Here is a 24,712-nt window from a genome sequence, read left to right on the forward strand (position 1 = left end):
AAAATCACCACAAGCTTAAATTAAATAATCTCATCAAATCTCTATTTATCTTTCCTATTGGAAGACCAACGATATTAAAATAGTCTCCCTCTATTTTTTCAACTAAGAGAGACCCCTTGCCCTGGATTCCATAGGCACCAGCCTTGTCCTTGTATTCAAGAGTGTCCAAATATTTTTCTATTTCATCATCACTTAAATCATAAAACTTTACAGAAGATTCTTCGTAGTTTAGGTACTTAATTTTTTGAGACAATTTAAAAATTGCGTAGCCTGTAAATACTCTGTGACTTTTTCCACTTAGGCTCTTAATCATCTCCCTTGCATCATCGCGATCCTTTGGCTTGCCAAGAAGCCTTCCCTCAAGTTCAACCAAGGTGTCTGCAGCTAAAACTATGGCATCTTCATTATCCCTTGCTACTGCTATTCCCTTCTCAAAGGCAAGTGCCATGACAGTAGTCCAGGGCGCATAGGAATCGTCCTTTATCTCATTAATATCTTTCGAAACTACCTTAAAATCTATAAAATGTGATAAAATTTCTCTCCTTCTTGGAGAATTTGATGCCAAAATAATACTTTCCATTTCAAGCTCTCTCCTTTGATATATTTGTGTTGTCAACTATATAAATTGAAGCAAGTCCAACAAAAAATCCTGTGAAAATCCCTAAAATAACCAGCAGTGGCAGATAAGCAAGAATTGCTGTAGTCTTCATGATGTAGGATGCAACTAAAACTTGACCTAAATTGTGAAAAAATGAGCCAATTTCACTTATTCCAATTAAAGATAAATATTTTCTCAAAAATTTATGAGCAATAATCATGGCAAGTGAACTTAAAAGAGCGCCGCCCAAGGAAAAAAAGAAGCTAGACACAGCACCAGTAACCAGTGCCAAGATTATAGTCTTAAAAATTGAGACAAAAAAGCCCTCCTTATATCCAATGGCAACTATAGTTACAAGAACCACAATATTTGATAGGCCTAGCCTAGCACCTGGAATGGCTACAGGAAGTGGAATCACACTTTCAAAGAGACCAAGGACAATTCCAAGGGCACTTAGTAGAGATAAATAAATTAATTTTCTATTCTTTATCATTTTATTATCAAATCCAAACTATCATGGTTCTTTTTGTCAGATACAATTTTTACCATGACTCTATTAGGTAGGCAGATGATTGAATCTCCAGGAATAGAAATTTTTCCCATCTTCATGCAAATTTTATCCTTGCAATTAGATTCATGCATGTGCACCTCACCCTTTTCAATTATTACTTCATTCTTACCGTAAACAGTATTTATATCAATTTTTTCATCTGTATTTTTAGTTAAAGGCACTTCTTTAAAAATTTTCCCATCAACAGTTATTACAACTTTTTTTGAAATGTTTGCATCTTCCTCAGGCAATTTGTTAGTAAAAAAATAAATTATAAAAGAAGCAATAACTATTAAAATAATAACTAAAATATCAGCTTTTTTTAACTTTTCCATAATTTTATTATAGCACAAGTTTAAGAGGATTTTTTCAATTAAATTTTATTATGGTTTAGCTTAATTTGCTTAAAAAATAAAAAACTCTATAATATTCTAGACATATATCTAAAATGTTATAGAGTAAAATTTTGCATAAAAAAAGCGAGACCTAAGTCTCACTTTATTATTCAGCTTCTGCAATAATTTCTTTGCCTGCATAGTGTCCACAAGAAGGACAAACTCTATGAGGTAATTTCATTTCATGGCAGTTAGGACATTCAACTACTGTTGCTTTATTTAATCTGTAAGAAGATGCTCTTCTCTTATTCTTTCTTTGTTTTGAAGTTTTTCTCTTAGGTACGGCCATTTCTACACCTCCTCATCTTTAAATAAATCTAATAACTTTCCAAATCTTGGATCCACTGTCTCTTCAACAGATTCTTCTTCATGACAATCACAAGGACCTTCATTTAAGTTCTTGCCACAATGAGGGCAAAGTCCCTTGCAATCTTCACTGCACAAATTTTTACCAGAAATTGATGTAATAATTTGTGAGAAGATAATCTCTGAAAGATCTACTGAATCATCAATAATTTTAAAATACTCGTCTACAGAATCCTCATCATATAGACTTGGGTCTTTAAAATTGTAAGCAATGTAAGATGTCTCTTTTTCATTTATAAAGTCTTTGAGGCATCTGTCACAGACTGCTTTGAATTTGTAGGAAATATCAAGACAAAGTTCTAATTCCCCTGTCAAATCATGAATATATCCCTTGTACTCTATTGGATAGATGAGATTTAGATCTTCTAAACTCAAATCCGTGTCATTTTCCTTTAAGCTACCCTGGAAATCTAGCCTAACATCATCAGATGACAAAAAAGTACTAAGATCTAATTTCATATACTCACCTCAAAAATACATACAAATCATTATAACTTTTTATTTTTCAAATGTCAATAAAAATCTTGAAAATTATGCCTCAACAAGTGCCTTTGTATCTCTCGCAATCATAAGCTCTTCATTAGTTGGGATTACAAAAATCTTAATAGAAGAATCGTCAGCAGAAATAAGCTTGTCTTCTCCTCTTACATTATTTCTTTCAGTGTCGATTTTAATTCCAAGAGACTTTAATCCATTAACTATTGATTCTCTCATTTCAATTGAGTTTTCGCCAACGCCTGCTGTAAATACAATAGCATCAACATGGTCAAGTTCAGTCATGTAAGAACCAATGTAGCCACGAACTCTTTTTTCAAAGATATCAAGGGCAAGTTTTGCTCTCTTGTTTCCTCCATCTCTAGCTGCTTCAATATCTCTAAAGTCACTTGATACTCCAGAAATTCCAAGTACACCAGATTTTTTATTGATTAATGTGTTAATTTCATCAGTAGAAAGATTTTCTTTTTCCATTAAGAATGGAAGAATAGCTGGGTCTAAATCACCACATCTAGTTCCCATTGCAAGTCCTTCAAGTGGTGTAAAGCCCATAGAAGTGTCAATGGATTTACCATTTTTAACTGCACAAATACTTGAACCATTGCCAAGGTGACAAGTGATTAAGTTAACTTCATTAACATCTTTTCCTAGCATTTCTGCTGCTCTGTTAGTGATGTATTTGTGAGAAGTTCCGTGGAAACCAAATCTTCTAATCTTATATTTTTCATAATATTCGTATGGAAGTGCATAGATGTAGCTTTCAGCTGGCATAGTTTGGTGGAAAGCTGTATCAAATACTGCAACTTGCTTAACATTAGGAAGAAGTCTTTGGCAAGCCTTGATTCCCATAATGTTTGGTGGATTGTGAAGAGGAGCTATTTCAACATTATCTTCAATTCCCTTTAAAACTTTTTCGTCAATAATAACAGATTGAGCGAAGTCTTCGCCGCCGTGTACAACTCTGTGACCTACTGCATCAATTTCATCAAGTGACTTAATTGCACCGTATTCTTCATTTGTTAGGGATTCCATTACAAGTTCAAGAGCTCTCTTGTGATCTTGCATTGGAGTTTCAATAGTTTTCTTTTCCTTTCCTATTGTTTCGTGTTTAATTCTTGAACCTTCAATTCCAATTCTTTCAACTAAACCCTTTGCCATCAATTCTTCAGTTTCCATATCAATGAGTTGATATTTTAGAGAAGAAGATCCGCAATTAATTACTAATATCTTCATGTTTCCTCCTCATGTTTTTTAAATTTCTTAAATATAGTATAATAACTAATAATAAGTTTATAACAGATGTAAACATTAGTCAATAATTGGAGATTTAAAATATGAAAATTGCTTCTATAATTGCAGAGTACAATCCCTTCCACAGGGGTCACGCCTACCAAATTCAAAAAATAAAAAGTGAATACTCAGATTTTATTGTCGTTATTATGTCGGGAAATTTTGTCCAAAGGGGCGAGCCTGCCATAATAAATAAATTTGAAAGGGCAAAGATAGCAGTGGATAAGGGCGCAAGTCTCGTCCTAGAGCTTCCCCTCTACTATGCAACATCAAACGCAGAAATATTTGCTCGCGGCGGCATTACTATTTTAAATTCTATGGAAATCATTGACAGGCTTTACTTTGGAAGTGAAGATGACGCATCTACTTTAAAAAATTTGTCAGAAAAAATTTATAAAAATTTAGATGATGGGAAAATAAAAAAATTTTTAGCTGAGGGCAATTCTTATATAAAATCTCGCGAACTTGCCATGGATTTTTTAAGTCAAAAAGAAAAGGAAATTTTAAAAAAACCAAATAATATATTAGGCTTGGAGTACATAAAAAATTTAGAAAAGTTAAATTCAAAAATAGAAGCCCACTCTATGCCAAGAAAAAATGTAAATCACAAGGACGATTTTGTCCTTGAAGGCTTTGCATCAGCTTCACACATAAGAAGCCTTGCCTATAGGGGCGAAAATGTATCAAGCTTTTTGCCAGGCTATGACTTAGTGGTGGAAAATAAATTAGAAAATTATTTTGAAATCTTTAAATACAAAATGCTTGCAGGGAAAATAAATTTCACCGACTACTTTGACTATGAAGTGGGACTAGAAAATAGGATTATAGAAAATTTAGACGCCAAAAACTTTGAAGAACTAATAGAAAAAGTCCACTCAAAAAGGCACAGCAAGTCAAGAATAAAAAGACTGGTCCTAGAAATTCTCTTAGACATAAAAAAAGATTCCATAAAAAAATCCCTTGAAACTCCCTACACAAGAGTCCTTGCCTGCGACGAAAGAGGCATAGAGATCTTAAAAAAATCAAAAAATAAAAATAAAATTTATTCCTTTAAAAGCTTTTACGACAAGTCTACTGGCATTACAAAAGAGATGCTTGATAAAGAAATCTTGGCAAATGACCTCTACAACATAAAATCTGGAAAAATAAAGACAGACTTCACAAGAGAAGTCTATAAAAAATTATAATTTTAATTAATTCTTAATGAGAATACACTAAATAAATTAATAATGGAGACAATTAAAATGGAAATAGAAGTTTTTAATGAAGTTCTTGGAGAAGGACTTGAACCTATCTTAGGACAAGACAGATATTATAATTCCCTTTCAGATTCAGAATGTTTTTATGAAATACCTGACTGGATTAATGGCACAGGCTACTACCAAGGAGCAGTCATTAACTTTTATGATTTATTAAGCAAGGAAGTCTATACCCCTTTTGAAAAAGAAAAAAATGTAAGCTATTCCTATGCAAAATTTAAAAATAATTTTTTCTATTTTTTAAAAGTAGATTTCAACAAAAATATTGTAGAATTAATAAAATATTATCCAGAACAAAGCTTAGAAAGTATACACAAAATACCAATAAAGGAAGTGGAATTATATAATTTATCTTTAGAAGATGGTTATGAATTTCATATATGTAGCTCCTCTGATAGATTTATTTCCTACTACCCGCGTAAATTTAGCATAGACATGAAGCCAGACCAATCAGTTTTATATGTCGACAAAGATAGACTTTATATAAACCAATGGATTGAAGAAGGCATAGAAGGAGATAAAATAACCAATGACTATAAATACTATGAAAAATTACTTATCCTAGATTTAGATGGAAATCTAATCTCTGAAAGAAAAGGAAGTTTATCTCAGTACCCTAATGGAAAATGGTACCTCTCTTAAGTAACTTAATAAATTCCACCTATGAATCAATAAACAAGAGGTATGTGTTTGAACTTCCATTAGAAATTAATATAAATAATCTTTATGACATAAAAAGCGAAAAAAGACTTAACAAAAAAGTTTATAAAATATTATAAACTTATAAAAATCAAATTTTTTAATTAAAGGCAAAAAGAAACTCTCATCGTAAGAAATCCTAAAATGGAAATCTTAGAATGAGAGTTTTTTATTATTCTTTAGTCTCACTTATTGACTTTTCATAAATATTTGTAAATTCTTTAATATCCTTATTTCTCACCACTTCTTCTGGCACATCATGAACGCTAAGGGCACCTACCCATGACTCCGCTTCCCCATCAGGCTTTTTATTTTCCTCTGGAATTAAAATAATAGAATATTTAGTCACCTTCAAAGAAGTCTTATCCATAATTTCTTGCAAGTCGCAAAGGATATCTAAGCACTCTTCAAGGCTTGGCTTTTCAACATAGCCAAAAGCCTGAGCATTTAAATCTTCCTTAAAATTATTAAAATCAAATTTTTGGTCTAGAACAAGTTTCTCTTCAAGATCATCATTAACTGTAGTCAAAGAAATTTCATAAGGAAAATTATATTTTTTCTCAAGGTCTTTACCATAATCATTTAATTCATCAGAAAGTCTTATCCATGTGTTGAATAAAATAGAGTCGTAAGTATTTGCCTTTAGCCTGCCAAAAGAATCAAAGCCCAAATAAAACTTAGTGTCTTCGCTGTTTTTGTCGCGGAGCCTAACAATATAGTAGCCGTCCTTAAAATTATAATAGGCCCTGTCACGAATTAAGTCTAAGTCCTTGTAGTGGGCTTCAATATATTTAGTAGCAGACTTTTTCGCCATGAGCCTAGAAATAGGATTGCCAAAAAAGGCTAAACAAATGAAGGCAAAAATAATAGCTAAGAAAATAAATAAGCCAATAAAAACCTTACTTGCCTTAACCTTACTCATAACAAAACCCTCCTTTATTAGAATTTGTTATATTATAACACAGAAAAAAACTCGAAGCCTAGCCCCGAGTTTAAATCCTTAATATATTATTTATCTTGGAATTCTCTAAGTCTAGGAACAAATTCCTTATAAAAGGCATCGCTCATATCAGCATGGAATTTTGCAATTTTTTCCCAATTAGACTTATCCCTTGAGTTTATATTTTCTATTGAGGCGTCAATAGTGGAAACTTTTTTTTCATTCAACCTATTCCAAGATAGTTTATAGCCCAAATTATTTTCAATACTTTCCTTATTCTTATACAAATAATCAAAGGCAGCTTCATTTTCTTCCTTACTTGACTTATTTAATGTCATAGAAACTTTGGCGGATTTCATATAAAAATAGCAGGAAATATAAAATCTATTTATACCTATAGCTCCATTTATCCATGAACTGCTAGATCTGGTAACTTTTCTAAAAGTTTCATTATCTACATTTGCCTCCCTAATTATAGGAATAGCATAATCCCAATATTCTTCTTTTATATTTTCAGGAACTTTATCATAGTTATCGGATTCTTCAAAATAAAAAACTAAATTCTCTAAATTTTCTTCAAATAATTCAAATAAATTTCTAAGTATTTTTATTTTTGTATTTGTATTATTATTTGTTGAAACAAAAATATTATCATCTATTTTTTCAAAATTGATAAAATCATTAGAGTCAGTAGAAAAACTATAGCCTAAAATATTATTTGGTTTTTCAATCACTAAATTTATTAACTTAGATTTATCTTCCTCATGCAATTTTTTTATTATAAAAGTAAAGGCCTCAGCCCAATTTTTAAAAGATAACTCTTCTCCTCTAAAGTTAATTTTTAGAATTTTCTTTCCCTTTAAATCATAATCATCATCAGCTAAGGAAATATACTCCACATCTTCTCTTTTTAATTCAAAATTTGTAGTAGGATACTCCCAAATCTCATATACCGCTAAGTCTAATAGGTCCCTGTGCCTTTTTTCAATTTCATCTTCTCCCCAAGAATCCAATAAAGCCAAGTCTTGATTCATTCTTATGCCACTTTTCTTAAATCCATGTCTCCCATCTCTCTTTTTCTCAAAAGAAGAATTTCCCATATCAGAGTTATAACCTGTAATAGTTAAGTTGCCCAACTTGTGGAGCCATTTTTCATGAATTTCTTCAGCATTATCTCCCAAGTCTTCGAACCAATCGTCATTTAATTTTTGGGGCATAATATGTTCAATACTATAAGTACCATCATCTAGGTGATTATAAATGTCCTTAGTCTCAACTGTCTTGAAGTTTTCAATCTTGTTAAATAAATAGTTTTTAAACCTACCACGCATTAAGTAGACTTCTTTATTGTAGAAGTTCTCATAAAATTCTTCGTCCTTAGGGAATCTTGCAGAATCTTTCTTATTAATTAGATTATATTTTAATTTATCTACATAATTATCTGTAGACCCATCATATCTTATAATGTCCTTGTTTAAATTTAAGAAAATTTTATTTAAAGCATTCGTTGCAACTCCACAAATATTTCTCCTAAATAAATAAGTTTCAATGGTTTCATAAACTCCAATAAGATCATCAAGGCTTAACTTTCCTTCATCATTTAAGCTTAAGACTTCCATGAAGAATGGCTCCGTTACAGTTATTTCCATCTTCATAAAATTAAACATAGAAGCATCTAAATCTTTATTATTGAAGTCACTTTTTCCATCAAGTAGTTTCTTATAAAACTTAGAATACCTTAGCATGTCTTCCAATAATTTTTCTAATGTATCATTATGTCTATTTACATAGTCTTTAAATTCAAAATAAACCTTCGCCATAGTTGGTGTTGAAGAAGTTTTTATGCTCAAATAATTTCTAACAAAATTATCAATTTTTTTATTTGTTAAATCTTCAATCTTTATCCAATACTTTTCAAAATAATCATTTTGTATATCTAGAGGCAAATTCATGAGTATAAAATTTCTTATCTTGTCTCCTTCACTTAAGGCAAGTCCCGTTGAATTTAAGCTCTCGAAAATTAGCTGAGCATCATCATCTTTATCTAAAGTTATAGAAATAACTTGAAGCCTTTGAATAGCAAAATAAATTTCATCTATTATATCAGAATCTTTTTTTAACCTATCGTAGAAGTATTTAAAATTAATAGTTAAGTTGGAATTTTCTATGTAATCTTCTTTATCTTCAAAAATCAAATTATATAAAGCTTGTCTATCCCTTTTAACAGGAATTAATTTTATTCTATTGTCCTTATTAGCCCACTTGGAGATAACAAATCTTTCCATAATTTGATCCCTTAAATCAATTTCATTAGACTTAGCCTTTCCCTCTTCTACTAACTTTGCAATTGCAAGAAGAAGTAAGGTTACAGTTGTAAGTCTCTGTTGACCATCAATAATGTGGAATTCAGTAATTGCTCCGCCACCTTTTACATCAGAAACAATGCTGCCAAAAAGTGAGTGCCTTTACTTTTAGTAAGTCTTATTAAATCATCATAAAGTTGTTTGCAGTTTTCAATTTTCCAATCATATCTTCTTTGATAAACAGGAATAACATACCTGTTGTTAGGTCCTTCCAAGTAAGAAAACAAAAATATACCGTCGCCCTTCATCACTACCTCCAGTTTTTATAATTATTTACATTTTACCATATGATAAAAAGAAGCAACTTTCTGTTGCTCCTTTAGAGTGATTAATATAATTCGTCAATCAATATGTCCTCTCCGTATGATAATTTTATTATTTCATTAATATCCATAACAATGATTTCATTAAAATCTTCTAAGTATTCTTTCAAGGTTTTTGTTAATCGTGAAGTATCAAAAACAAATACAAACTTTATTTTTTCATCGTGAAAATATGTTTTATACGACATGACTTGGCTTATGTATCTATCTAATATTTTCTTATTAAGATATCTAGAGTTTTTGATAACTTTAATTTCAAAAACATAAGTTATATTATCTTTTTTCGCAATTATATCAGGCATAATAATTTTGTTGCCTATTCTTATATGTGAGCCGTTTATTATTGTATTGTAACCAATTTTATTTAAAGCATTTGCGATAATTATCTCCTTTGAATAAGCTTTTCTAATAGTTTTTAAGCTATCTCTTAATCTTTTATACTTAATCTTAATTATTGCTTTCTTTTCACCATGATTATTAACATTAAAACCAATTAGCATATCATCTACAATAGTAAAATCACCATGTGCTACAGCATTTCTTATGCATCGTAATAATGTTTTTGTTTTTGTGTGATTGGAATATTGAGTTAAAATTGCTTTCTGACAATGAGTACAGATCTCTCCTCGATAAAAATTCCATAAATCTTCTGGAATTACTGCTTTGCTTTCTAAAAATAAAAAATCTTTTTCTTCACTCATTCCAAGATAACGGCAAATATAATCAAAAGTTAAATTATCATAAACCTTATTTTCTATAAGTTCATCTTTATATGATTGCACAGAATCAATATTTGGAATATACCATAATAAAGAGCTAATAGACTCATTAACTTCCTCCGGCCAATCCATAGGCTTAGGATTATGTTGAGTATCATATAATTTCACATTTCGACATTGACAGCACTTATCGAAACCCATTTTTCATATCTCCTTTTTATATATTTATACCCTATTGTGCTTTCATATTATTTCAACCGTTTCATTAACTTCTAATAAAAAAAAGTTAGACATAATGAAATCTCAATGTGAGATTTCTCACTATTTATGCTATTTCTATATTATGTTCAACACTTTGTTTCCTTCACAGAATACTGAATCTATATATTTTCCATCAATTCTCTGGTAAGTTTGGTGTTGTTTTTTACTACTTTTTCTTTCTTTGATTTTTCCTTTATAAAAATTGGTGATGTAAATATGAATCTTAGTTCCTCTATATTCTTTAGTTCTTTTTTAAGCTGATCAAAGGCATAGATAGAAAAACTCGCTGCGGCTATTGAAATTTTACTTGATTTTTTTATTTGATTCTTTAAATCTTCTTTTAAAGTCTGATTGACATTGTCTATTAATTTAACTTGTTCTTCCAATTTTTTCACCTCGAAAAAATTTATCTAATAACTTAATTATAACATAGTGATAAAGAACTTTTGCTTTCATTGTGCTTATAAAGAAATTTTATTTTTTGAACTTGTGTTTCTCGCTCAAATGTTCTACAATATAGTTAAATAAACTTGTGTTTAAATATATTTTTATTTCTTTTTAGGAGGTGGCTTATGGGTTTTATTGATTATTCTTTGGAGCCAAGGTCTGATATTGCTTTTGTGGATATTAAGTCATTCTACGCCAGCGTTGAGTGCGTCAAGAGAAAGCTTGACCCTCTAACTACTTCTCTTTGTGTCATGAGTAGGTCTGAAAATTCTAGTGGACTCATCCTCGCCAGCTCTCCCCTCTTTAAAAGGGTTTTTGGCAAGAATAATGTTGGTAGAGCCAGGGACCTTCCCTTTGATATTGAGACTCGGAAGTTTAGTTTTGATAAGGCTAGACATCAAAATGTTGAGATCACCAAGTCTTATGTTGATTATATTGAGAAGTGGGCGAAGAACACTCTCATCGTGCCGCCGAGGATGGCTCTTTATATCGAAGAAAATTTAAAAATTCAAAGGGTTTTTCAAAATTATGCTGCCAAGGAAGAAATTCTCCCCTACTCTATTGATGAGGGTTTTATAGACCTCACTAAGAGCCTTTCTTATTTTGTCCCCAACAAATGTATTTCTCGACGCGACAAGTTGGACCTTGTGTCTTCCATGATTCAAAGGGAAATTTGGGAGTCCATAGGTCTTTATTCTACTGTTGGCATGAGCAATGCCAATCCTCTTCTCGCCAAGCTTGCCCTTGACAATGAAGCTAAAAAGACTAGAACCATGCGTGCTAATTGGTCCTATGAAGATGTGGAGACTAAGCTTTGGGAGATTGATGAGCTCACAGATTTTTGGGGCATTGGGTCTAGGATGAAAAAGAGGTTAAATGATCTTTATATTTTTTCTGTAAAGGACCTTGCCAATTACAATCCTGATATTTTAAAGAAGGAGCTTGGCGTCATTGGTCTTCAGCTTTGGTTTCACGCCAATGGTGTTGATGAGTCTAAGGTCACTCTGCCCTACAAGCCTAAGTCCAAGGGTCTTGGCAATTCTCAAGTTCTTCCTCGCGATTATACTAGTCAATATGAAATTGAAATTGTTTTATGTGAAATTGCTGAGCAGGTGGCCATTAGAATCAGAAGAATCAAGAAGAAGGCTTCTGTTATTTCTATTCATGTTGGTTTTTCTTACAGTGAGAATAAAAAATCCATCAACGCTAGGAGGACTATTTCTCCAAGTCAGTCCACTCGAGTTTTGTGTGGCGAGGTTTTGAAGCTCTTCCGTGAAAGGTATAAGGGTGGCGCTGTGAGAAATCTTGGCGTTACTTATGATAATTTAGTTGATGAGTCTTCTACGATTTTTAATTTTTTTGATGATTATAGGAAAATTGAGCGTGAGGAAAATCTCGACAAGGCTATTGATTCTATTCGCGACAGGTTTGGTTTTACTTCTGTTCAAAGGGCGACTTGCCTTTTGGAAGGCTCTCGCGTTATTGAAAGAAGTAATTTAATTGGCGGTCACTGTGGCGGCATGGACGGCGCTATTTGATTTGTGAGGTGATTTTATGGTTGATAGGTCTTATTTGCCCTATAAGTCTGCAAGGGCTTATGTGGACAGGGGCATGGCAAAGTGGATGGGATTTTTTATTTCTGAACACACTTCTGCCCTTTCCCATATGGGCGATGTCATTGATCTTTCTGACGAGATGAGCCGCGATGATCTTGTTCTCGCCCTTAGTCAAGTTTATGTAAATGAGCTTTCTGTTCTGGTCTACACAAGGCTTAGGCTAGAGCCCTTTGTAGGTAAGGTCAATGAAATTTTTCAGGGAAGTATTTATTTATGTGGAGATGAAGGTCTTATTATTTCTTTTGGAGATATTATTAAGATTGTTCTTTTGGAGGAAGTATGAATGATTTAGAAAAAAGTTGTATTCAGTTTGATTATTTCTCTAACAATTATAAGCGTTTTGAGGAAGATTTTTATAAGTTCGCCACTATTAATATTCCCCTAACTTTTTTAACTGATGATCTCTTGCTGCACATGGTTTCTACTGGGCACAATTATTTTAGACTCAATGCAAAGAATTCTGTGGACGAGAGGGACCATTATTTTGTTTTCAAAAAATTTAATAACAAGGATAATAAGTATATCAGCCAATTTGAGTATCTTGGAAATTTATCTACTGCCGAATTTTTTAAATTTTATTTCAGCAAATAGTTTTCAGCCCTTGGCTGATTTTTTTTGTAATTTTTAATTCTTATTTTATCTTTAGATTCAATAAATTTTAACTTCAATAAATTTTTATAATTAGGACTATCATTTTCTCACCAATAAACTTTATAGGTCTACATAAAAAGAGAAAGACCCCAAATTAAAGAGTCTCCCCAATATTTGACATAGAGCTAAAAATATCTGTTAGAGATTTACTCCCCCAACAGATATTATAGAGCCAAAAAAATTCGGCTATATCAAATGATATAACCGAATTTAATATCCACACCGCTTTGGTATTATTGGTTAGCGGATTTTTCTTTAACTTCTCTAATTTTTGCCATAGATTCAATAATAGAATCTGCAAGAGCTTCCATGTCGTTTTCGTTAGCCTTGTTAAGAGCAGAGTTAAGTGTAACTCTTTCTGGAAGAACGTCGAACATCTTAAGATTTTCGTCGATATATTCTTCAATCTTATCGCCAACTGTACAAGCCCAAGTACCATTTTCGATGATACCAACTGTTCTATTTTGAACATTAAGAGCTTCAAGGTCCATTAAGAAGTTCTTCATTACAGGATAAATACCTAAGTTGTAAGTTACTGATGCAATTACAATGTGAGAGTATTTAAATGTGTCTGCAATTAGGTAAGACATGTGAGTGTTACTTACATCATGAACTACTACATTAGTCATTCCCTTGTCACAAAGTCTTGATGCAAGGGCTTGTGCAGCTCTTTCAGTATTTCCATACATTGATGCGTAAACAATCATTACGCCTTCTTCTTCTGGTTCGTATCTTGACCATTTGTCATATTTTCCAATGAACCAACCAAGATTATCTCTCCAAACTGGTCCGTGAAGTGGACAAATCATTTTAATGTCAACAGTTGATGCTTTTTTAAGAACATCTTGTACAAATGGTCCATATTTTCCTACGATATTAGTTAAATATCTTCTTGCACTGTCAAGGTAATCTCTTTCGAAATTAACTTCATCAGCAAATAATTTTCCATCAAGTGTTCCGAAAGTACCAAAGGCATCAGCTGCAAATAGTACTCCGTCAGTTGTATCAAAAGATACAAGAACTTCTGGCCAGTGAACCATTGGTGCTTCTAAGAATACAAATTCGTGTTTACCAAAGGAAATAGTGTCTCCTTCAGCAACTATCATTGCTTGTTCTTCGTTTACATGGAATCCATATTGACGCATGAATTCAAAACCTTGTTCACTTGCGATTACCTTAACATCTGGGTATCTTAAAGTTATTTCATCAATAGCAGCTGCGTGGTCTGGTTCTAAGTGATGGATTACTAGATAATCAAGATCTTCTCCATCAAGAACTTCAGAAACATTTTCTAAATAATCTTTTACGATTGACCAGTCAACTGTATCGAATAATACATTCTTTTCGTCTTTTAGTAAATATGAATTATAAGTTACTCCTTCAGGAATAGGAAATATATTTTCAAATAATTCTAATCTATGATCATTGCCACCAACATAGTAAAGATCATCTGTAACTTTTCTAACAGTATACATTATATCCTCCTTTATTTTCTATCAGCAGGGAAATCAGCTTCAATAAAGTTTTGTTTTTCTTCTTGACATTCTGGACAAGTCCAGTCATCTGGTAATTTATCGAAATCTGTACCAGGATCAATTTCACCTTCTGGATCTCCATAGTTTGGATCGTATTCATATCCGCATCCTGGACATACCATTACTTTATAGTTTGGAGCTAATTTTCTAGGTTTAGATCTTCTAACTTTCTTCATTGGAGGTGCTGGTTCTTTTTCACCAGTTCCAAGAGCTTCTGCAAGTAGTGGCATAATTTCGAACATATCTCCAACTATACCATAGTCACAGTTCTTGAAGATTGGAGCACCTGCATTTTTGTTGATTGCAACAATAGTTGATGCGTTTTTAATACCCTTTAAGTGTTGGCTTGCTCCAGAAATACCACATGCAATGTATAGGTTTCCGTTGAATTTTTGTCCAGACATACCAACATATCTTTCAAGTGGTACAAGTTTTAATGTTTCAGCAACTGGTCTTGAAGAACCTAGTGCAGCACCTGCAGCGTGTGCAAGTTCTCTAGCCATATCCATGTTTTCTTCTCCGCCAATTCCCTTACCAACTGAAACAACTCTTTCAGCATCGTAAACAGGAGTGTCGATATCAATTCCTACTGAGAAATCATATCCATCTTTCTTTAAGTTCTTAACTAAAATTTCAACAGCTTCTTCTGCTGTGTCAGCTTTAATTATTTCTCTCTTTCTTTCTCCAGTGATAGGACCAGCCTTCTTATCTATTGCAGCAGCTCTACCTTTCTTTTTAGGAGCCTTACCAACAAGGTGACTTGCAACTACAACTCTTTGGATTTCAGAAGTACCTTCGTAGATAGTAGTGATCTTAGCATCTCTGAAGAATCTTTCTACATCCATTCCCTTTAGATATCCATTACCGCCGTGGATTTGAAGAGCTTCATTTACAACCCACATAGCAACTTCAGATGCAACAGTTTTTGCCATTGCAGCTTCCATTGAATAATTTTCGTGATTTTGTTTCATTTCAGCAGCTGAATAAATCATAAGTCTTGCAGCTCTAATCTTAGTAGCCATATCTGCAAGTTTGAATGCAACAGCTTGTTGTTGAGCAATTGGTCTACCAAATTGGATTCTTTCTTTTGCATAAGAAAGAGCAGCTTCGAAAGCACCTTGTGCAATACCAAGAGCTTGTGATGCAATACCAATTCTACCACCGTCAAGAGTTTGCATTGCAATTCTAAATCCTTGACCTTCTTTACCAAGTAAGTTTTCCTTTGGAACCTTAACATTGTTAAATTGAAGTTCAGCAGTAGTTGAAGATCTAATACCTAATTTGTCATAGTGATCTCCGAAAGTAAATCCTTCCCAACCTTTTTCTACTATGAAAGCAGAAATTCCGTGAGTTCCAATACCTGGTGTAGTAACTGCATATACAACATAAGTGTCAGCAGCAGGAGCGTTAGTAATAAAGATTTTATTACCATTCAAAATATAATAATCGCCATCAAGTACAGCAGTAGTTTCTGTGCCACCTGCATCAGATCCTGCATTAGGTTCAGTTAAACCGAAAGCTCCAAGTTTTTTACCTTGAGCAAGTGGTTTTAAATATTTTTCCTTTTGTTCTTTAGTACCAAAAGCTTGGATTGGATAAGAACCTAGTGATGTATGAGCTGATAAAACAACGCCAACACCAGCATCTACTCTTGATAATTCTTCTACGGCGATGGCATAAGAGATAACATCCTTACCTGCTCCACCTTCTTCTTCAGGATAAGGTAGACCCATCCAACCGTTTTCGCCAATTTTCTTAATGATTTCTTCTGGAAATTCATTGTTTTGATCAAGTCCAAAAGACAATGGCTTAATTTCTGCTTCTGCAAACTCTCTTATAGCTTTACGAAGAGCTTCATGTTCAGCAGTAGTCTTATACATATTTGACATATTTTCCTCCTTTTTAAATTAAAGAATACTTGAAATATTTTTCACTTTAATTGTGAAAAACAAAAGATACACCAAAGCGGTATACAATAATTAAAGTATACATCAACTTACCTAAAGTGTCAAAACATTTTCATCAAATTTGAGTTAAAATTTTTAAAAATTTTTCTCGCATTATTATATTCTTTGATTAAAGTATATATACCCCTTTTTATTAAATAAAACATGAATTTAGTTAATTTTAATAATTTATTGTAAAATAAATATTTTGTTATAAAATATAAAGTTAACGAGGATAAAAATTTATTTTAAAGGAGGAAAAATGAGTTTAGAAAATTTATTGGAGTGGAGAAGGTCTTATAGAAAGTTTGACGAAAGTAAGCCCCTTTCAAAAGAGGACATTGATGAAATTTTATCTTCTATTAAATTTGCATCTTGCGCCAACAACAGACAGTACCTTAGATTTATTTCTGCTGAAAGTAGAGATGTGGTTTTGGAAATTTTTGAAAACACAAAGTGGGCTGCTTCCCTACCTGACAATACGGGAAGACCAAAGGAAGGCGAAAGGCCTGTTTATTTCATTGCAATTTTAAGTGACGATGAAAAGAAGTTAAGATTTAATGGCATTGATGAGGGCTTAGTTATTTCTAACTTAACTCTTGCTGCTGCAGAAAAAGGCATTGGCTCTTGCATCATTGGAAGTGTAAGCGACAAAAAAATGCGTGAGATTTTAAATTATGAAGATAACTATTCCTGCGAAGTAGTAATTGCCTTTGGCTATCCAAAAGTTAAGTCAAGTATAAAGGAAATAGACGCAGGTGAAGACCAGTCTTATTACTTAGACAAAGATGGCAACTATATAGTTCCAAAATATAAAATAAAGGACCTTGTTAGGAGAATATGATGACAAAAGAAAGTTTTAACGAAAAATTGAAGAAGAAGGCAAAGTTATATTTTATTGATGCATTAGGTGCCATGGCTTTTGGGCTTTTTGCCACCCTGCTTGTGGGCACAATTTTAAATACAATTGGCAAAAGTTTTAACATTGAATTTTTGACAGAAGTCCTTTGGCCCTTGGCACAAAAGGCAACGGGACCTGCCATAGCAGTAGCTATTGCAACGGCAATGTCTGCCCCAAGTCTTGTAGTCTATGCCGCAACAGTTGTGGGCATTGCAGGCAACGAACTTGGCGGACCTATGGGAGTTTATATAGCCACAATTTTTGCTGTTGAGTTTGGAAAACTTGTCAGCAGAAAAACAAAAATCGACATTATAATCACTCCTGCTGTCACAGTTTTAGTGGGCGTCTTCATAGCAAACTTCGTTGGACCATACATAGGTGCCTTTATGAACCTTCTCGGTGCAATTATTATTAATGCTACAGAAAAGGCTCCCTTCTTTATGGGAATCATCGTATCTGTTATAGTTGGGATTGTCCTCACTCTTCCAATTTCATCAGCGGCACTTTGCATGATGCTTTCCCTTTCATCTCTTGCTGGTGGAGCTGCAACTATTGGCTGCTGTTGTCAAATGGTTGGCTTTGCAGTTATCTCTTATCGCGACAACAAAATGGAAGGACTTGTGGCACAAGGTCTTGGAACATCAATGCTACAAATGCCAAATATTGTGAGAAAGCCAATAATTATTATTCCGCCAATTATTTCATCGGCAATCTTAGGACCAGTTTCTACTATGGTCTTTAAACTTGAAAACACACCTCTGGGATCTGGCATGGGCACAAGTGGACTTGTGGGACAAATTTCTACTTTCACAGCAATGCCTGATGTTCCCTTTACTAAGCTTTTTGGCATAGTTTTACTTATGCACATAATTTTGCCAGCTCTTGTGACTTTTGCAATTTATGAAATATTTTATCGCAAGGGCCTAATTCAAGATGGTGACATGAAATTATATTTTAAATAAAATTGACGAGCTCAAGGCTCGTTATTTTTTTGCAAAAAAATTGGTCCATCAATTTGATGAACCAAAATTTTTTATGAAATATAAAGATAAAAGGCAATAAAGTGAATTATTGATGCTGCTAGGACAAAGAAGTGCCAAATTATGTGATTGCCTTTGAACTTCTTTGATTTGTAAAAATAAGTTCCTGCAGTATAAACAACGCCACCTAAAACTAAGAGAAGCATAAACTTCCAAGTTGTATTTGCTACAATTGGCTTAATTAAAAATACAGAAAGCCAACCCATGGCAATATAAATAATAACAGAAATAGTTTTTAACTTGTCATAATCTTTATATGTAGCAATCTTAAAAACTGTTCCAAAAATTGCTATTGCCCAGATTAAAATTATAAAAAATAATCTAAACTTTCCCTTTGTAAGTAAAAGTATTATTGGAGTAAAACTTCCTGCTATAAAATAATATATGGACACGTGGTCGAAAATTCTAAGAATTTTTTTTGCTCCCTTGTGCTGAATTGCATGGTAAATTGTGCTCATTAAATACATAAATATAAAGCATCCACCATATATAGAAAAGGCAACTGTCTTTAAGACCTCGCCATTTTTTGCACTTGGAATAATTAACATCAACAAGAAAATAATTCCAAGGATAACACCAATGCCGTGGCTAATAGAATTTGCTATTTCAATCAAGATATGTTCTTTTTTTGCTTTAGACTTTTCTGCCATATTCTCACTTCCTTTTGCTAATTATACTACTTTAAAGCGTGAGCGTAAATATTTAATTAAAAAAGATGGGCAATGTCTCACCCATCTCATTTTTAAGCTCTTACATCGTCAAAGTCACTTGATTCAAGTTTTTTCTCAACATAGGAGCAAGTTCCCTTTATTTTTTTATTCTCGTTTCTTGCATCTTCTACAAGTTTTTTTACAAGCTCACCTGCAAGACCTTGTCCGCCGTACTCAGGTTTTACAATAGTGTGTGTAGCATCTATTACATCGCCCTTTTCTTCGTAAGTCAAAATTCCCTTGTAATTATTTTCGTCTTCTCCTATATAGTAACAATTGTTTCCTTTTTTAATTTCCATAATGACCTCCTAAAAATTGATATTAATCATGTAATACCCAAATTTTCGGATTTGTCACATTATTTTATTTTTTCGATTATTCTATACTTAGTGTCAAAGTCTGCTGTAGTGCCTGTAAAGGATGAATCTTCTTCAGAGAGTTCAGACATAGTGTCAACAATTTCTTTAAACTCAGGAAGTTCTTGTGTCTTCTTGTCTAGTTCATCAATTCCCTTTTGTTTAAATTCTTCTAATTTTTCTGCAAAAATTTTCATGTTGTCATTGATTAGGATTCCGCCATCTTTTAAATCAATAGCTCCAGAGTTTAAGTCGATGATTCCGTCATCTAATTTCTTAATTCCATCTCTTAATGGAACTACACCTTCAGTCTTAAGTCTTGGAAAATCTTTAAATACTACAGACTTGTCGCGGAATTCTAATAGTCCCTCAGTAAGTTCATTTGCTCCTGAATTTAGTTTAGGTGAATTTGAGTCAAGCTCAGTAATTGCATCTGTAAATTTATTTACTGCATCTTCACTCTTTTCTGTACCTTCTCTTAATTTTGATGAGCCGTCTTTTAATTTTCCTGCTGCATCGTCAAGTTTGACAAGAGAATCTGAAAGCTTCATAAGTTGTGAAGTGTCAAGTTTTGATGCTGCTTCTGACATAGCCTTTTCAAGGGCAGAATTAATTTGATTTGCTCCATTAGAAAGCTCCGTTGTTCCTGATTTTAATTGTTCAAGACCTGCAGGAAGTTGACTTGCTCCTGCATTTATTTGTTCTGATGCTGCGGCAAGTTGATTCATTCCGCCCTTTAATTGGTCTAGACCTTGTAATTGTCCTGCCATTCCACTTAAGCCACTTAGTGCTTTAAGTTTATTACCAACATTTTTTGTTGATACTCCAATACTGTTTGCATTATCTCCAATTTTACCTGCAGTTTGACCCAAGTTTGCTGCTGCTCCTTGTAATATTTCTATAGCTTCTTGAGCTGCAGGGTCTTGGCTTGGACTTAAAACTGCTATAGCTCTTTGAATATCTCCAGCTGATGCTCCAATTGACTGTGCATTTCCACCAATTTCTCTTGCCTTTGCTCCAATATTTTGAAGATCTCCTTCAACATTAATATCTCCTAGACCAGATAGGTCTGGCACATTCATAGCTTGAACTTTTCCATTTAAGGCTTGGAAATTAGTATTAAATTCACTTTCACCAGCTGCAAGTTTATTTGCACCTTCATAAGTCTGAGCGGCTCCTGCCTCAAGTTTTTGGGCGCCAGCAGAAAGCTGTCCTATTCCAGACTTTAATTCAGCCAACTTCTTTAAGGCTTCTTCCTTTAGTTGGTCCACCTTGCTTAATTTGCTTGAACCTTCCCTAAGTTGTGAAGTTGCATCCTTTAACTTTCCAAGACCATCGTCAAGTTCTACTGAGCCATCGTGAAGTTTTTTGGCTCCATCTTTCATTTCACCAGTTTTTTCATTCATCTTGCCCACTGCAGAAGTGTAGTCGCTAATTCCTGAAGTTAATTTGCTTCCGCCTTCATACATTTCTTGTGCTGCACCTGGAATTGGCTCAACTTTTTCAATAACTTCGTCAATTTTATCTTCAAACTCTCCAGATTTATCATAAAGTTCCTTAGATCCATCCTTAAGTTTAACAGTTCCATCGTCCAGTTCAGTTAGACCGTCATTTAATTCGCCTTGCGCATCAGATAATTTTGTAGATGCGTCAACTAATTTTTGTGAATTGTCTTCAAGTTCTCTAACTCCGTCACGAAGCTTGTCAATTGTCTCTAGGTCTGCTTCATTTTGGAATAACTCATTGGAAATTACTACATAAGCTTCCACTGGATCGTAATCTTTTACATCCATTTCAACTACTGCTTCACTTCTAAATTCTTCCATTTGTCTATCTTCTAAAATACTTTCAAAGTTTTCTCTAAGACCTGGAGTTAATACTGAAGTTACAACTTCATTTTTGCCATCCTTTGCAATTTTTGCATCATCAGATTCAATGTTTGATGCAACTTCTTGTGGGAAGGATAGGGCTGCTATAACTGTATAAGGTGCATAGACCTTAGTTTTTTTGCCAGCAATATTCTTTATAACATACTTATTGTTTTCAGTTGAAATAACTAATTTAAGGTGACCTGACTTGCCCTTTAATTCGCTATTTTCCATTTTTTCGCCGTCAAGATAATAGTCAATTTTTACATCAATTGGAATATTTTCTTCGCTCTTGCCTTGGTAGTAAATGTCCTTTACATTTTCATCCCAGAAAAGGTAGCCATTTTTATTTTCAACTTTTTCATCAGTCTTCAAGTTTTTAACATTTTTTAAATTGGACTTGTCCTTGCCCTTGATGTTTTCTTCTGAATTTAACCAAACTGAAACAGTTTTATCTTTAATATTGTCATTTTCTTTTAAGACATAAACAGTTTCACTTTTATTTATGACATTTGATGCAGCAAAAGCTGTGTTTGTCAAAAGCATGGAAGACATAACAACTGTAATTACACCTTTTTGAACTTTTTTATTCATTTTTCTTCTCCTTAAAATAATTTTTAATCTAAACCCTTAGTAGTTTTCCTTATTAGAGGAAAACTTACGGAAATAATAGCAGGCAATAATAGTATTATTACGCACATACTAATAATTGCTCCTCTAGCTAAAAATGTACAAATCGTCGATACAATTTCCATTTTTGAGTAAATACCTACACCAATTGTCGCTGCCATAAAGGATAAAGCAGATGTAGCAATGGATTTTGAAGTTTCCTTAACTGAAATTTTGATAGACTCATCTACATCCTTGGTTTTATTATATTCAGCCAAAAATCTGTCAGTCATTAAAATTGAGTAGTCAATAGTAGATCCAAGCTGTATTACTCCAATTATTATTGAAGTTATAAAAGGTATAGTGTGATTTAAATAAAATGGAATTCCCATATTTATTTGGATTGCAAGTTCAATTGCCCCAATTAAAACTATTGGTATTCCAATTGACTTAAACACAAGAGCAATAATTAAAAATACAACAGCAATTGAAATTAAATTTACAATTTGAAAGTCTCTATCTGAAATAACTGTTAAGTCATCAGTTAAAACTGCTTCTCCAGTCAAATAACCTTCCTTGTCATATTTATTAATGATACTTTTCATTTCTCCAACTTGCTTTTTCACTTCTGGCGATGCTGTTTGAAACTTGGAGTTTGCCATAATCATCTGATAGCCATTTTTTGAAAAATTATCCTGAAGCTTCTCAGGCAAAAATTCACTTGGGATAGTGTATCCTGTGACAGAACTTGCACTTAAAACAGAGTTTATTCCCTCAACGCCCTTTATATCGCTTATAAGGCTTTCTAAGTCTGACTTTGAAAGGTCATCTTTTACAACAATGAAGTGGGTACTTGCCATATCATAATCTTTTTTCATTTTATTTAAGGAAACTATTGAATCTAAGTCCTGTGGAAGTGATCTGTCCAAGTTGTAGTAAAGTTTTGTGTTAACTGAACCATAAATTGCAGGTATAAAAAGCAAGAGAAAAATCGTAAAAAGAGTTTTTTTATGTTTTATTGTAAAATCTGCCAACTTATTAAATTCAGGAAGCATTACTCTGTGATTATACTTGTTGATGAATTTTTCAACTACAAGTAGCATGGCAGGAAGAACTGTAACTGTTGCTATGAGTCCTATTAAGACACCCTTACTCATTACAAGACCAATGTCTTTTCCAAGTCCTAATCTCATGGCTATTAAAACAATAAAGCCTGCAAAAGTTGTTAGAGATGAGGCAAAGAGTGAAGAAATAGTTTCTTGAATTGCCACGTCCATGGCATCATTTTTATTGTCAAAATTCTTTTTCTCTTCTACATATCTGTGGTAGAGGAATATAGAATAGTCCATGGTAACTGCCAGCTGCAAAACCGCCGCTATGGCCTTGGTGATATAGGATATCTCTCCCAAAAATATATTAGTCCCAAAGTTATATAAAACTGCATAACCTATAGTTAGAATAAAAACAAAGGGTATGATTGTGGATTCATTAGTAAAAGATAAAATAATAAGACCAAGAGTAACGGCAAGGGCAACATATATTGGCGTTTCCTTGTCAATTAAGTCCTTGGTATCTTTTACTAGAGAGGAAATCCCACTTAAATATTTTTGATTTGATTCAATACTTCTAATTTGATCAATAGCAGACATGGTCTTTAATGAAGAAGACGACTCGCTAAATTTTACGATCATTAGGGTAGAATCTTCAGCATAAAAAATATCTTTTATATCATCTGGCAAAAATTCACTGGGAATCATATTGCCAACAGTTGATGTTTTAGAAATTACATCTTCTACGCCATCAATTTTTAGTATTTTTTCTCTCAAAACTTCTGCTTCATGGTCGGTCCCCTCTAAGATTAACATGCCTGTGGCAGCATTTTTAAAATCCTTATCCAAAATCTCCTGACCTTGAGTAGATTTTAAGTCCTTTGGCAAGTAAGATAAAATATCATAGTTGACTCCCGTTAGCTTATAACCTAAAAAGGCTGGAATGAGAAGTAGGGTCATAACCAAAAGCACAAACTTAGGTCTATGTGAAATGAATTTTGTAAATTTTTTCATCTAAACACTACCTAAATATCCTGTCCACAATTTTATATAGTACAGGTTTCATTTCTTCTATTCCAAGAATTGAATCATCCATTAAAGCGGACTCACAATTTGAAAGCACAATATTTATTGTAATAGACAAAATAAATATTTTCTCTTCCTCTGACAAAATGACAGGAAATAAATTTGAAAATTTATTTAAAATAAAATCAAGAGTTGTTTCTGTTTCCTTAAACCTATCATCATTTTCAACTTTTGCATAAAGAGCCCAATTTAAATTTTTGGAAATAAGTTTTAACTCCAAGGGGTCATTTATTAAGTAGTCGATTATAAAATCAAAAAAGTAAATCAATCTCTCCTTAGAATCCTTGCCCTTGCACATTGCTTCTGCACTGTAAAATAATTCCGTCATAATATCTAAAACTATTTTTTCTTCAAGATCTCTTTTGTCTCTGAAGTAGAGATAAAATGTACCTAGCCCTAAGTCTGTTCTATTCATTATGTCTCTAATTGAAGTTGACTCTATCCCCTTATCTCTAAAAGAAGAAAGAGCAGCTGTTGTAATTTTATTTTCTTTTTCTTTTTTTCTTTCTTCAGACTTTAACATATATCCTCCCTTAAAAACTGAACATTGTTCATCTTTTCAAAAATATAATACCCCTTTTGTAAATAAAGTTCAACACTTTTTTTATTTTTATTTTAAAAATTTTTTAAAATAAGTAAA

At 32.8% G+C, this 24,712-nt stretch carries 24 protein-coding genes and 1 pseudogene; 7 read left to right on the forward strand and 18 right to left on the reverse strand.

Annotated features, from left to right (window positions below; all coding sequences use genetic code 11):
- Positions 1-4: 4 nt before the first annotated feature.
- From HGPG_RS02845 to HGPG_RS02870, 6 genes are all read right to left on the reverse strand, one after another.
- Positions 5-580 carry a Maf family protein gene (locus HGPG_RS02845; RefSeq protein ID WP_019124547.1) on the reverse strand — a complete coding sequence of 192 codons (576 nt, stop codon included), beginning with the start codon at positions 578-580 and terminating at the stop codon, positions 5-7.
- Position 581: 1 nt separating this feature from the next.
- Positions 582-1,091, reverse strand: a complete 510-nt coding sequence (locus HGPG_RS02850) for a Gx transporter family protein (protein WP_019124548.1) — start codon at positions 1,089-1,091, stop codon at positions 582-584.
- The gene (locus HGPG_RS02855; RefSeq protein WP_019124549.1) at positions 1,088-1,483 is read right to left on the reverse strand and encodes a NusG domain II-containing protein; all 396 of its coding nucleotides are present in this window, start codon (positions 1,481-1,483) and stop codon (positions 1,088-1,090) included. The genes HGPG_RS02850 and HGPG_RS02855 overlap by 4 nt, the downstream gene beginning before the upstream one ends.
- Positions 1,484-1,649: 166 nt before the next feature.
- Positions 1,650-1,832, reverse strand: a complete 183-nt coding sequence (gene rpmF / locus HGPG_RS02860) for a 50S ribosomal protein L32 (RefSeq protein WP_019124550.1) — start codon at positions 1,830-1,832, stop codon at positions 1,650-1,652.
- Positions 1,833-1,834: 2 nt separating this feature from the next.
- Positions 1,835-2,368, reverse strand: a complete 534-nt coding sequence (locus tag HGPG_RS02865) for a YceD family protein (protein WP_019124551.1) — start codon at positions 2,366-2,368, stop codon at positions 1,835-1,837.
- 72 nt (positions 2,369-2,440) lie between these two features.
- The gene (locus tag HGPG_RS02870) at positions 2,441-3,637 is read right to left on the reverse strand and encodes an acetate kinase (protein ID WP_019124552.1); all 1,197 of its coding nucleotides are present in this window, start codon (positions 3,635-3,637) and stop codon (positions 2,441-2,443) included.
- 101 nt (positions 3,638-3,738) lie between these two features.
- Between HGPG_RS02870 and HGPG_RS02875 the strand changes: the two genes are divergently transcribed.
- Positions 3,739-4,881 (forward strand): tRNA(Met) cytidine acetate ligase, encoded by a 1,143-nt coding sequence (locus HGPG_RS02875; RefSeq protein ID WP_019124553.1) that lies wholly within the window; start codon positions 3,739-3,741, stop codon positions 4,879-4,881.
- Positions 4,882-4,938: 57 nt separating this feature from the next.
- Positions 4,939-5,595, forward strand: a complete 657-nt coding sequence (locus HGPG_RS02880) for a hypothetical protein (RefSeq protein WP_019124554.1) — start codon at positions 4,939-4,941, stop codon at positions 5,593-5,595.
- Positions 5,596-5,824: 229 nt separating this feature from the next.
- Here HGPG_RS02880 and HGPG_RS02885 read toward each other — a convergent pair whose 3' ends face one another.
- The 5 genes and pseudogenes from HGPG_RS02885 to HGPG_RS02900 form a co-directional block, all read right to left on the reverse strand.
- On the reverse strand, positions 5,825-6,574 hold the full coding sequence (locus tag HGPG_RS02885; protein ID WP_019124556.1) for a YfjL-like protein: 750 nt from the start codon (positions 6,572-6,574) through the stop codon (positions 5,825-5,827).
- 86 nt (positions 6,575-6,660) lie between these two features.
- Positions 6,661-8,544 carry a DUF4268 domain-containing protein gene (locus HGPG_RS10210; RefSeq protein ID WP_390621704.1) on the reverse strand — a complete coding sequence of 628 codons (1,884 nt, stop codon included), beginning with the start codon at positions 8,542-8,544 and terminating at the stop codon, positions 6,661-6,663.
- 63 nt (positions 8,545-8,607) lie between these two features.
- Positions 8,608-9,203, reverse strand: a pseudogene (locus HGPG_RS10670) (DUF262 domain-containing protein); the annotation flags it as partial.
- Between the two features lie 80 nt (positions 9,204-9,283).
- Positions 9,284-10,198 carry a HEPN family nuclease gene (locus tag HGPG_RS02895; RefSeq protein ID WP_019124557.1) on the reverse strand — a complete coding sequence of 305 codons (915 nt, stop codon included), beginning with the start codon at positions 10,196-10,198 and terminating at the stop codon, positions 9,284-9,286.
- Between the two features lie 179 nt (positions 10,199-10,377).
- The gene (locus tag HGPG_RS02900; RefSeq protein ID WP_019124558.1) at positions 10,378-10,644 is read right to left on the reverse strand and encodes a phospholipase D-like domain-containing protein; all 267 of its coding nucleotides are present in this window, start codon (positions 10,642-10,644) and stop codon (positions 10,378-10,380) included.
- A 186-nt stretch (positions 10,645-10,830) separates the two neighbouring features.
- On the opposite strand from HGPG_RS02900, the gene HGPG_RS10675 reads away from it, so the two are divergent.
- Genes HGPG_RS10675 through HGPG_RS02915 form a run of 3 tightly spaced genes read left to right on the forward strand, consistent with a single transcriptional unit; the run spans position 10,831 to position 12,912 of the window.
- Entirely contained in the window at positions 10,831-12,243 is a 1,413-nt protein-coding gene (locus HGPG_RS10675) for a Y-family DNA polymerase (RefSeq protein WP_019124559.1), read from the forward strand.
- Between the two features lie 16 nt (positions 12,244-12,259).
- On the forward strand, positions 12,260-12,604 hold the full coding sequence (locus tag HGPG_RS02910) for a hypothetical protein (protein ID WP_019124560.1): 345 nt from the start codon (positions 12,260-12,262) through the stop codon (positions 12,602-12,604).
- Positions 12,601-12,912 carry a DUF5960 family protein gene (locus HGPG_RS02915; protein WP_019124561.1) on the forward strand — a complete coding sequence of 104 codons (312 nt, stop codon included), beginning with the start codon at positions 12,601-12,603 and terminating at the stop codon, positions 12,910-12,912. The genes HGPG_RS02910 and HGPG_RS02915 overlap by 4 nt, the downstream gene beginning before the upstream one ends.
- 293 nt (positions 12,913-13,205) lie before the next feature.
- On the opposite strand, the gene HGPG_RS02920 is transcribed toward HGPG_RS02915, so the two are convergent.
- Together HGPG_RS02920 and HGPG_RS10070 are read right to left on the reverse strand one after the other, a co-directional pair.
- Entirely contained in the window at positions 13,206-14,447 is a 1,242-nt protein-coding gene (locus HGPG_RS02920; RefSeq protein ID WP_019124562.1) for an FprA family A-type flavoprotein, read from the reverse strand.
- A gap of 11 nt (positions 14,448-14,458) precedes the next feature.
- The gene (locus tag HGPG_RS10070; protein WP_019124563.1) at positions 14,459-16,396 is read right to left on the reverse strand and encodes an acyl-CoA dehydrogenase family protein; all 1,938 of its coding nucleotides are present in this window, start codon (positions 16,394-16,396) and stop codon (positions 14,459-14,461) included.
- A gap of 319 nt (positions 16,397-16,715) precedes the next feature.
- Between HGPG_RS10070 and HGPG_RS02930 the strand changes: the two genes are divergently transcribed.
- Together HGPG_RS02930 and HGPG_RS02935 are read left to right on the forward strand one after the other, a co-directional pair.
- On the forward strand, positions 16,716-17,297 hold the full coding sequence (locus HGPG_RS02930; protein ID WP_019124564.1) for a nitroreductase family protein: 582 nt from the start codon (positions 16,716-16,718) through the stop codon (positions 17,295-17,297).
- Positions 17,297-18,316 (forward strand): PTS sugar transporter subunit IIC, encoded by a 1,020-nt coding sequence (locus HGPG_RS02935; protein WP_019124565.1) that lies wholly within the window; start codon positions 17,297-17,299, stop codon positions 18,314-18,316. Before HGPG_RS02930 ends, HGPG_RS02935 begins: the two co-directional genes overlap by 1 nt.
- A 71-nt stretch (positions 18,317-18,387) precedes the next feature.
- On the opposite strand, the gene trhA is transcribed toward HGPG_RS02935, so the two are convergent.
- The 5 genes from trhA to HGPG_RS02960 all read right to left on the reverse strand — a co-directional run bounded on the left by trhA (position 18,388) and on the right by HGPG_RS02960 (position 24,595).
- Entirely contained in the window at positions 18,388-19,044 is a 657-nt protein-coding gene (gene trhA, locus HGPG_RS02940) for a PAQR family membrane homeostasis protein TrhA (protein WP_019124566.1), read from the reverse strand.
- A gap of 92 nt (positions 19,045-19,136) precedes the next feature.
- A complete protein-coding gene (locus HGPG_RS02945; protein ID WP_019124567.1) occupies positions 19,137-19,403 on the reverse strand; it encodes a GNAT family N-acetyltransferase in 267 nt (88 codons plus the stop codon).
- 59 nt (positions 19,404-19,462) lie between these two features.
- Complete coding sequence (locus tag HGPG_RS02950) at positions 19,463-21,922, reverse strand: methyl-accepting chemotaxis protein (RefSeq protein WP_019124568.1); 2,460 nt, start codon at positions 21,920-21,922, stop codon at positions 19,463-19,465.
- A gap of 23 nt (positions 21,923-21,945) precedes the next feature.
- A complete protein-coding gene (locus HGPG_RS02955; RefSeq protein ID WP_019124569.1) occupies positions 21,946-24,000 on the reverse strand; it encodes an efflux RND transporter permease subunit in 2,055 nt (684 codons plus the stop codon).
- A 7-nt stretch (positions 24,001-24,007) separates the two neighbouring features.
- Entirely contained in the window at positions 24,008-24,595 is a 588-nt protein-coding gene (locus tag HGPG_RS02960) for a TetR/AcrR family transcriptional regulator (protein ID WP_019124570.1), read from the reverse strand.
- Positions 24,596-24,712: the final 117 nt, after the last annotated feature.

It is taken from the genome of Peptoniphilus grossensis ph5, assembly GCF_000311825.1.
GTDB lineage: Bacteria > Bacillota > Clostridia > Tissierellales > Peptoniphilaceae > Peptoniphilus_A > Peptoniphilus_A hominis.

What these genes read in the sequence shown, in the direction of transcription:
- HGPG_RS02855 (WP_019124549.1), bottom strand. Translation starts at nt 1,483, where the DNA reads ATGGAAAAGTTAAAAAAAGCTGATATTTTAGTTATTATTTTAATAGTT.
- HGPG_RS02845 (WP_019124547.1), bottom strand. Translation starts at nt 580, where the DNA reads ATGGAAAGTATTATTTTGGCATCAAATTCTCCAAGAAGGAGAGAAATT.
- HGPG_RS02865 (WP_019124551.1), bottom strand. Translation starts at nt 2,368, where the DNA reads ATGAAATTAGATCTTAGTACTTTTTTGTCATCTGATGATGTTAGGCTA.
- HGPG_RS02910 (WP_019124560.1), top strand. Translation starts at nt 12,260, where the DNA reads ATGGTTGATAGGTCTTATTTGCCCTATAAGTCTGCAAGGGCTTATGTG.
- HGPG_RS02960 (WP_019124570.1), bottom strand. Translation starts at nt 24,595, where the DNA reads ATGTTAAAGTCTGAAGAAAGAAAAAAAGAAAAAGAAAATAAAATTACA.
- HGPG_RS02955 (WP_019124569.1), bottom strand. Translation starts at nt 24,000, where the DNA reads ATGAAAAAATTTACAAAATTCATTTCACATAGACCTAAGTTTGTGCTT.
- HGPG_RS02850 (WP_019124548.1), bottom strand. Translation starts at nt 1,091, where the DNA reads ATGATAAAGAATAGAAAATTAATTTATTTATCTCTACTAAGTGCCCTT.
- HGPG_RS02880 (WP_019124554.1), top strand. Translation starts at nt 4,939, where the DNA reads ATGGAAATAGAAGTTTTTAATGAAGTTCTTGGAGAAGGACTTGAACCT.
- HGPG_RS10675 (WP_019124559.1), top strand. Translation starts at nt 10,831, where the DNA reads ATGGGTTTTATTGATTATTCTTTGGAGCCAAGGTCTGATATTGCTTTT.
- HGPG_RS02945 (WP_019124567.1), bottom strand. Translation starts at nt 19,403, where the DNA reads ATGGAAATTAAAAAAGGAAACAATTGTTACTATATAGGAGAAGACGAA.
- HGPG_RS02875 (WP_019124553.1), top strand. Translation starts at nt 3,739, where the DNA reads ATGAAAATTGCTTCTATAATTGCAGAGTACAATCCCTTCCACAGGGGT.
- HGPG_RS02885 (WP_019124556.1), bottom strand. Translation starts at nt 6,574, where the DNA reads ATGAGTAAGGTTAAGGCAAGTAAGGTTTTTATTGGCTTATTTATTTTC.
- rpmF (WP_019124550.1), bottom strand. Translation starts at nt 1,832, where the DNA reads ATGGCCGTACCTAAGAGAAAAACTTCAAAACAAAGAAAGAATAAGAGA.
- HGPG_RS02915 (WP_019124561.1), top strand. Translation starts at nt 12,601, where the DNA reads ATGAATGATTTAGAAAAAAGTTGTATTCAGTTTGATTATTTCTCTAAC.
- HGPG_RS02950 (WP_019124568.1), bottom strand. Translation starts at nt 21,922, where the DNA reads ATGAATAAAAAAGTTCAAAAAGGTGTAATTACAGTTGTTATGTCTTCC.
- HGPG_RS10070 (WP_019124563.1), bottom strand. Translation starts at nt 16,396, where the DNA reads ATGTCAAATATGTATAAGACTACTGCTGAACATGAAGCTCTTCGTAAA.
- HGPG_RS10210 (WP_390621704.1), bottom strand. Translation starts at nt 8,544, where the DNA reads ATGAATTTGCCTCTAGATATACAAAATGATTATTTTGAAAAGTATTGG.
- HGPG_RS02895 (WP_019124557.1), bottom strand. Translation starts at nt 10,198, where the DNA reads ATGGGTTTCGATAAGTGCTGTCAATGTCGAAATGTGAAATTATATGAT.
- HGPG_RS02930 (WP_019124564.1), top strand. Translation starts at nt 16,716, where the DNA reads ATGAGTTTAGAAAATTTATTGGAGTGGAGAAGGTCTTATAGAAAGTTT.
- HGPG_RS02920 (WP_019124562.1), bottom strand. Translation starts at nt 14,447, where the DNA reads ATGTATACTGTTAGAAAAGTTACAGATGATCTTTACTATGTTGGTGGC.
- HGPG_RS02935 (WP_019124565.1), top strand. Translation starts at nt 17,297, where the DNA reads ATGACAAAAGAAAGTTTTAACGAAAAATTGAAGAAGAAGGCAAAGTTA.
- trhA (WP_019124566.1), bottom strand. Translation starts at nt 19,044, where the DNA reads ATGGCAGAAAAGTCTAAAGCAAAAAAAGAACATATCTTGATTGAAATA.
- HGPG_RS02870 (WP_019124552.1), bottom strand. Translation starts at nt 3,637, where the DNA reads ATGAAGATATTAGTAATTAATTGCGGATCTTCTTCTCTAAAATATCAA.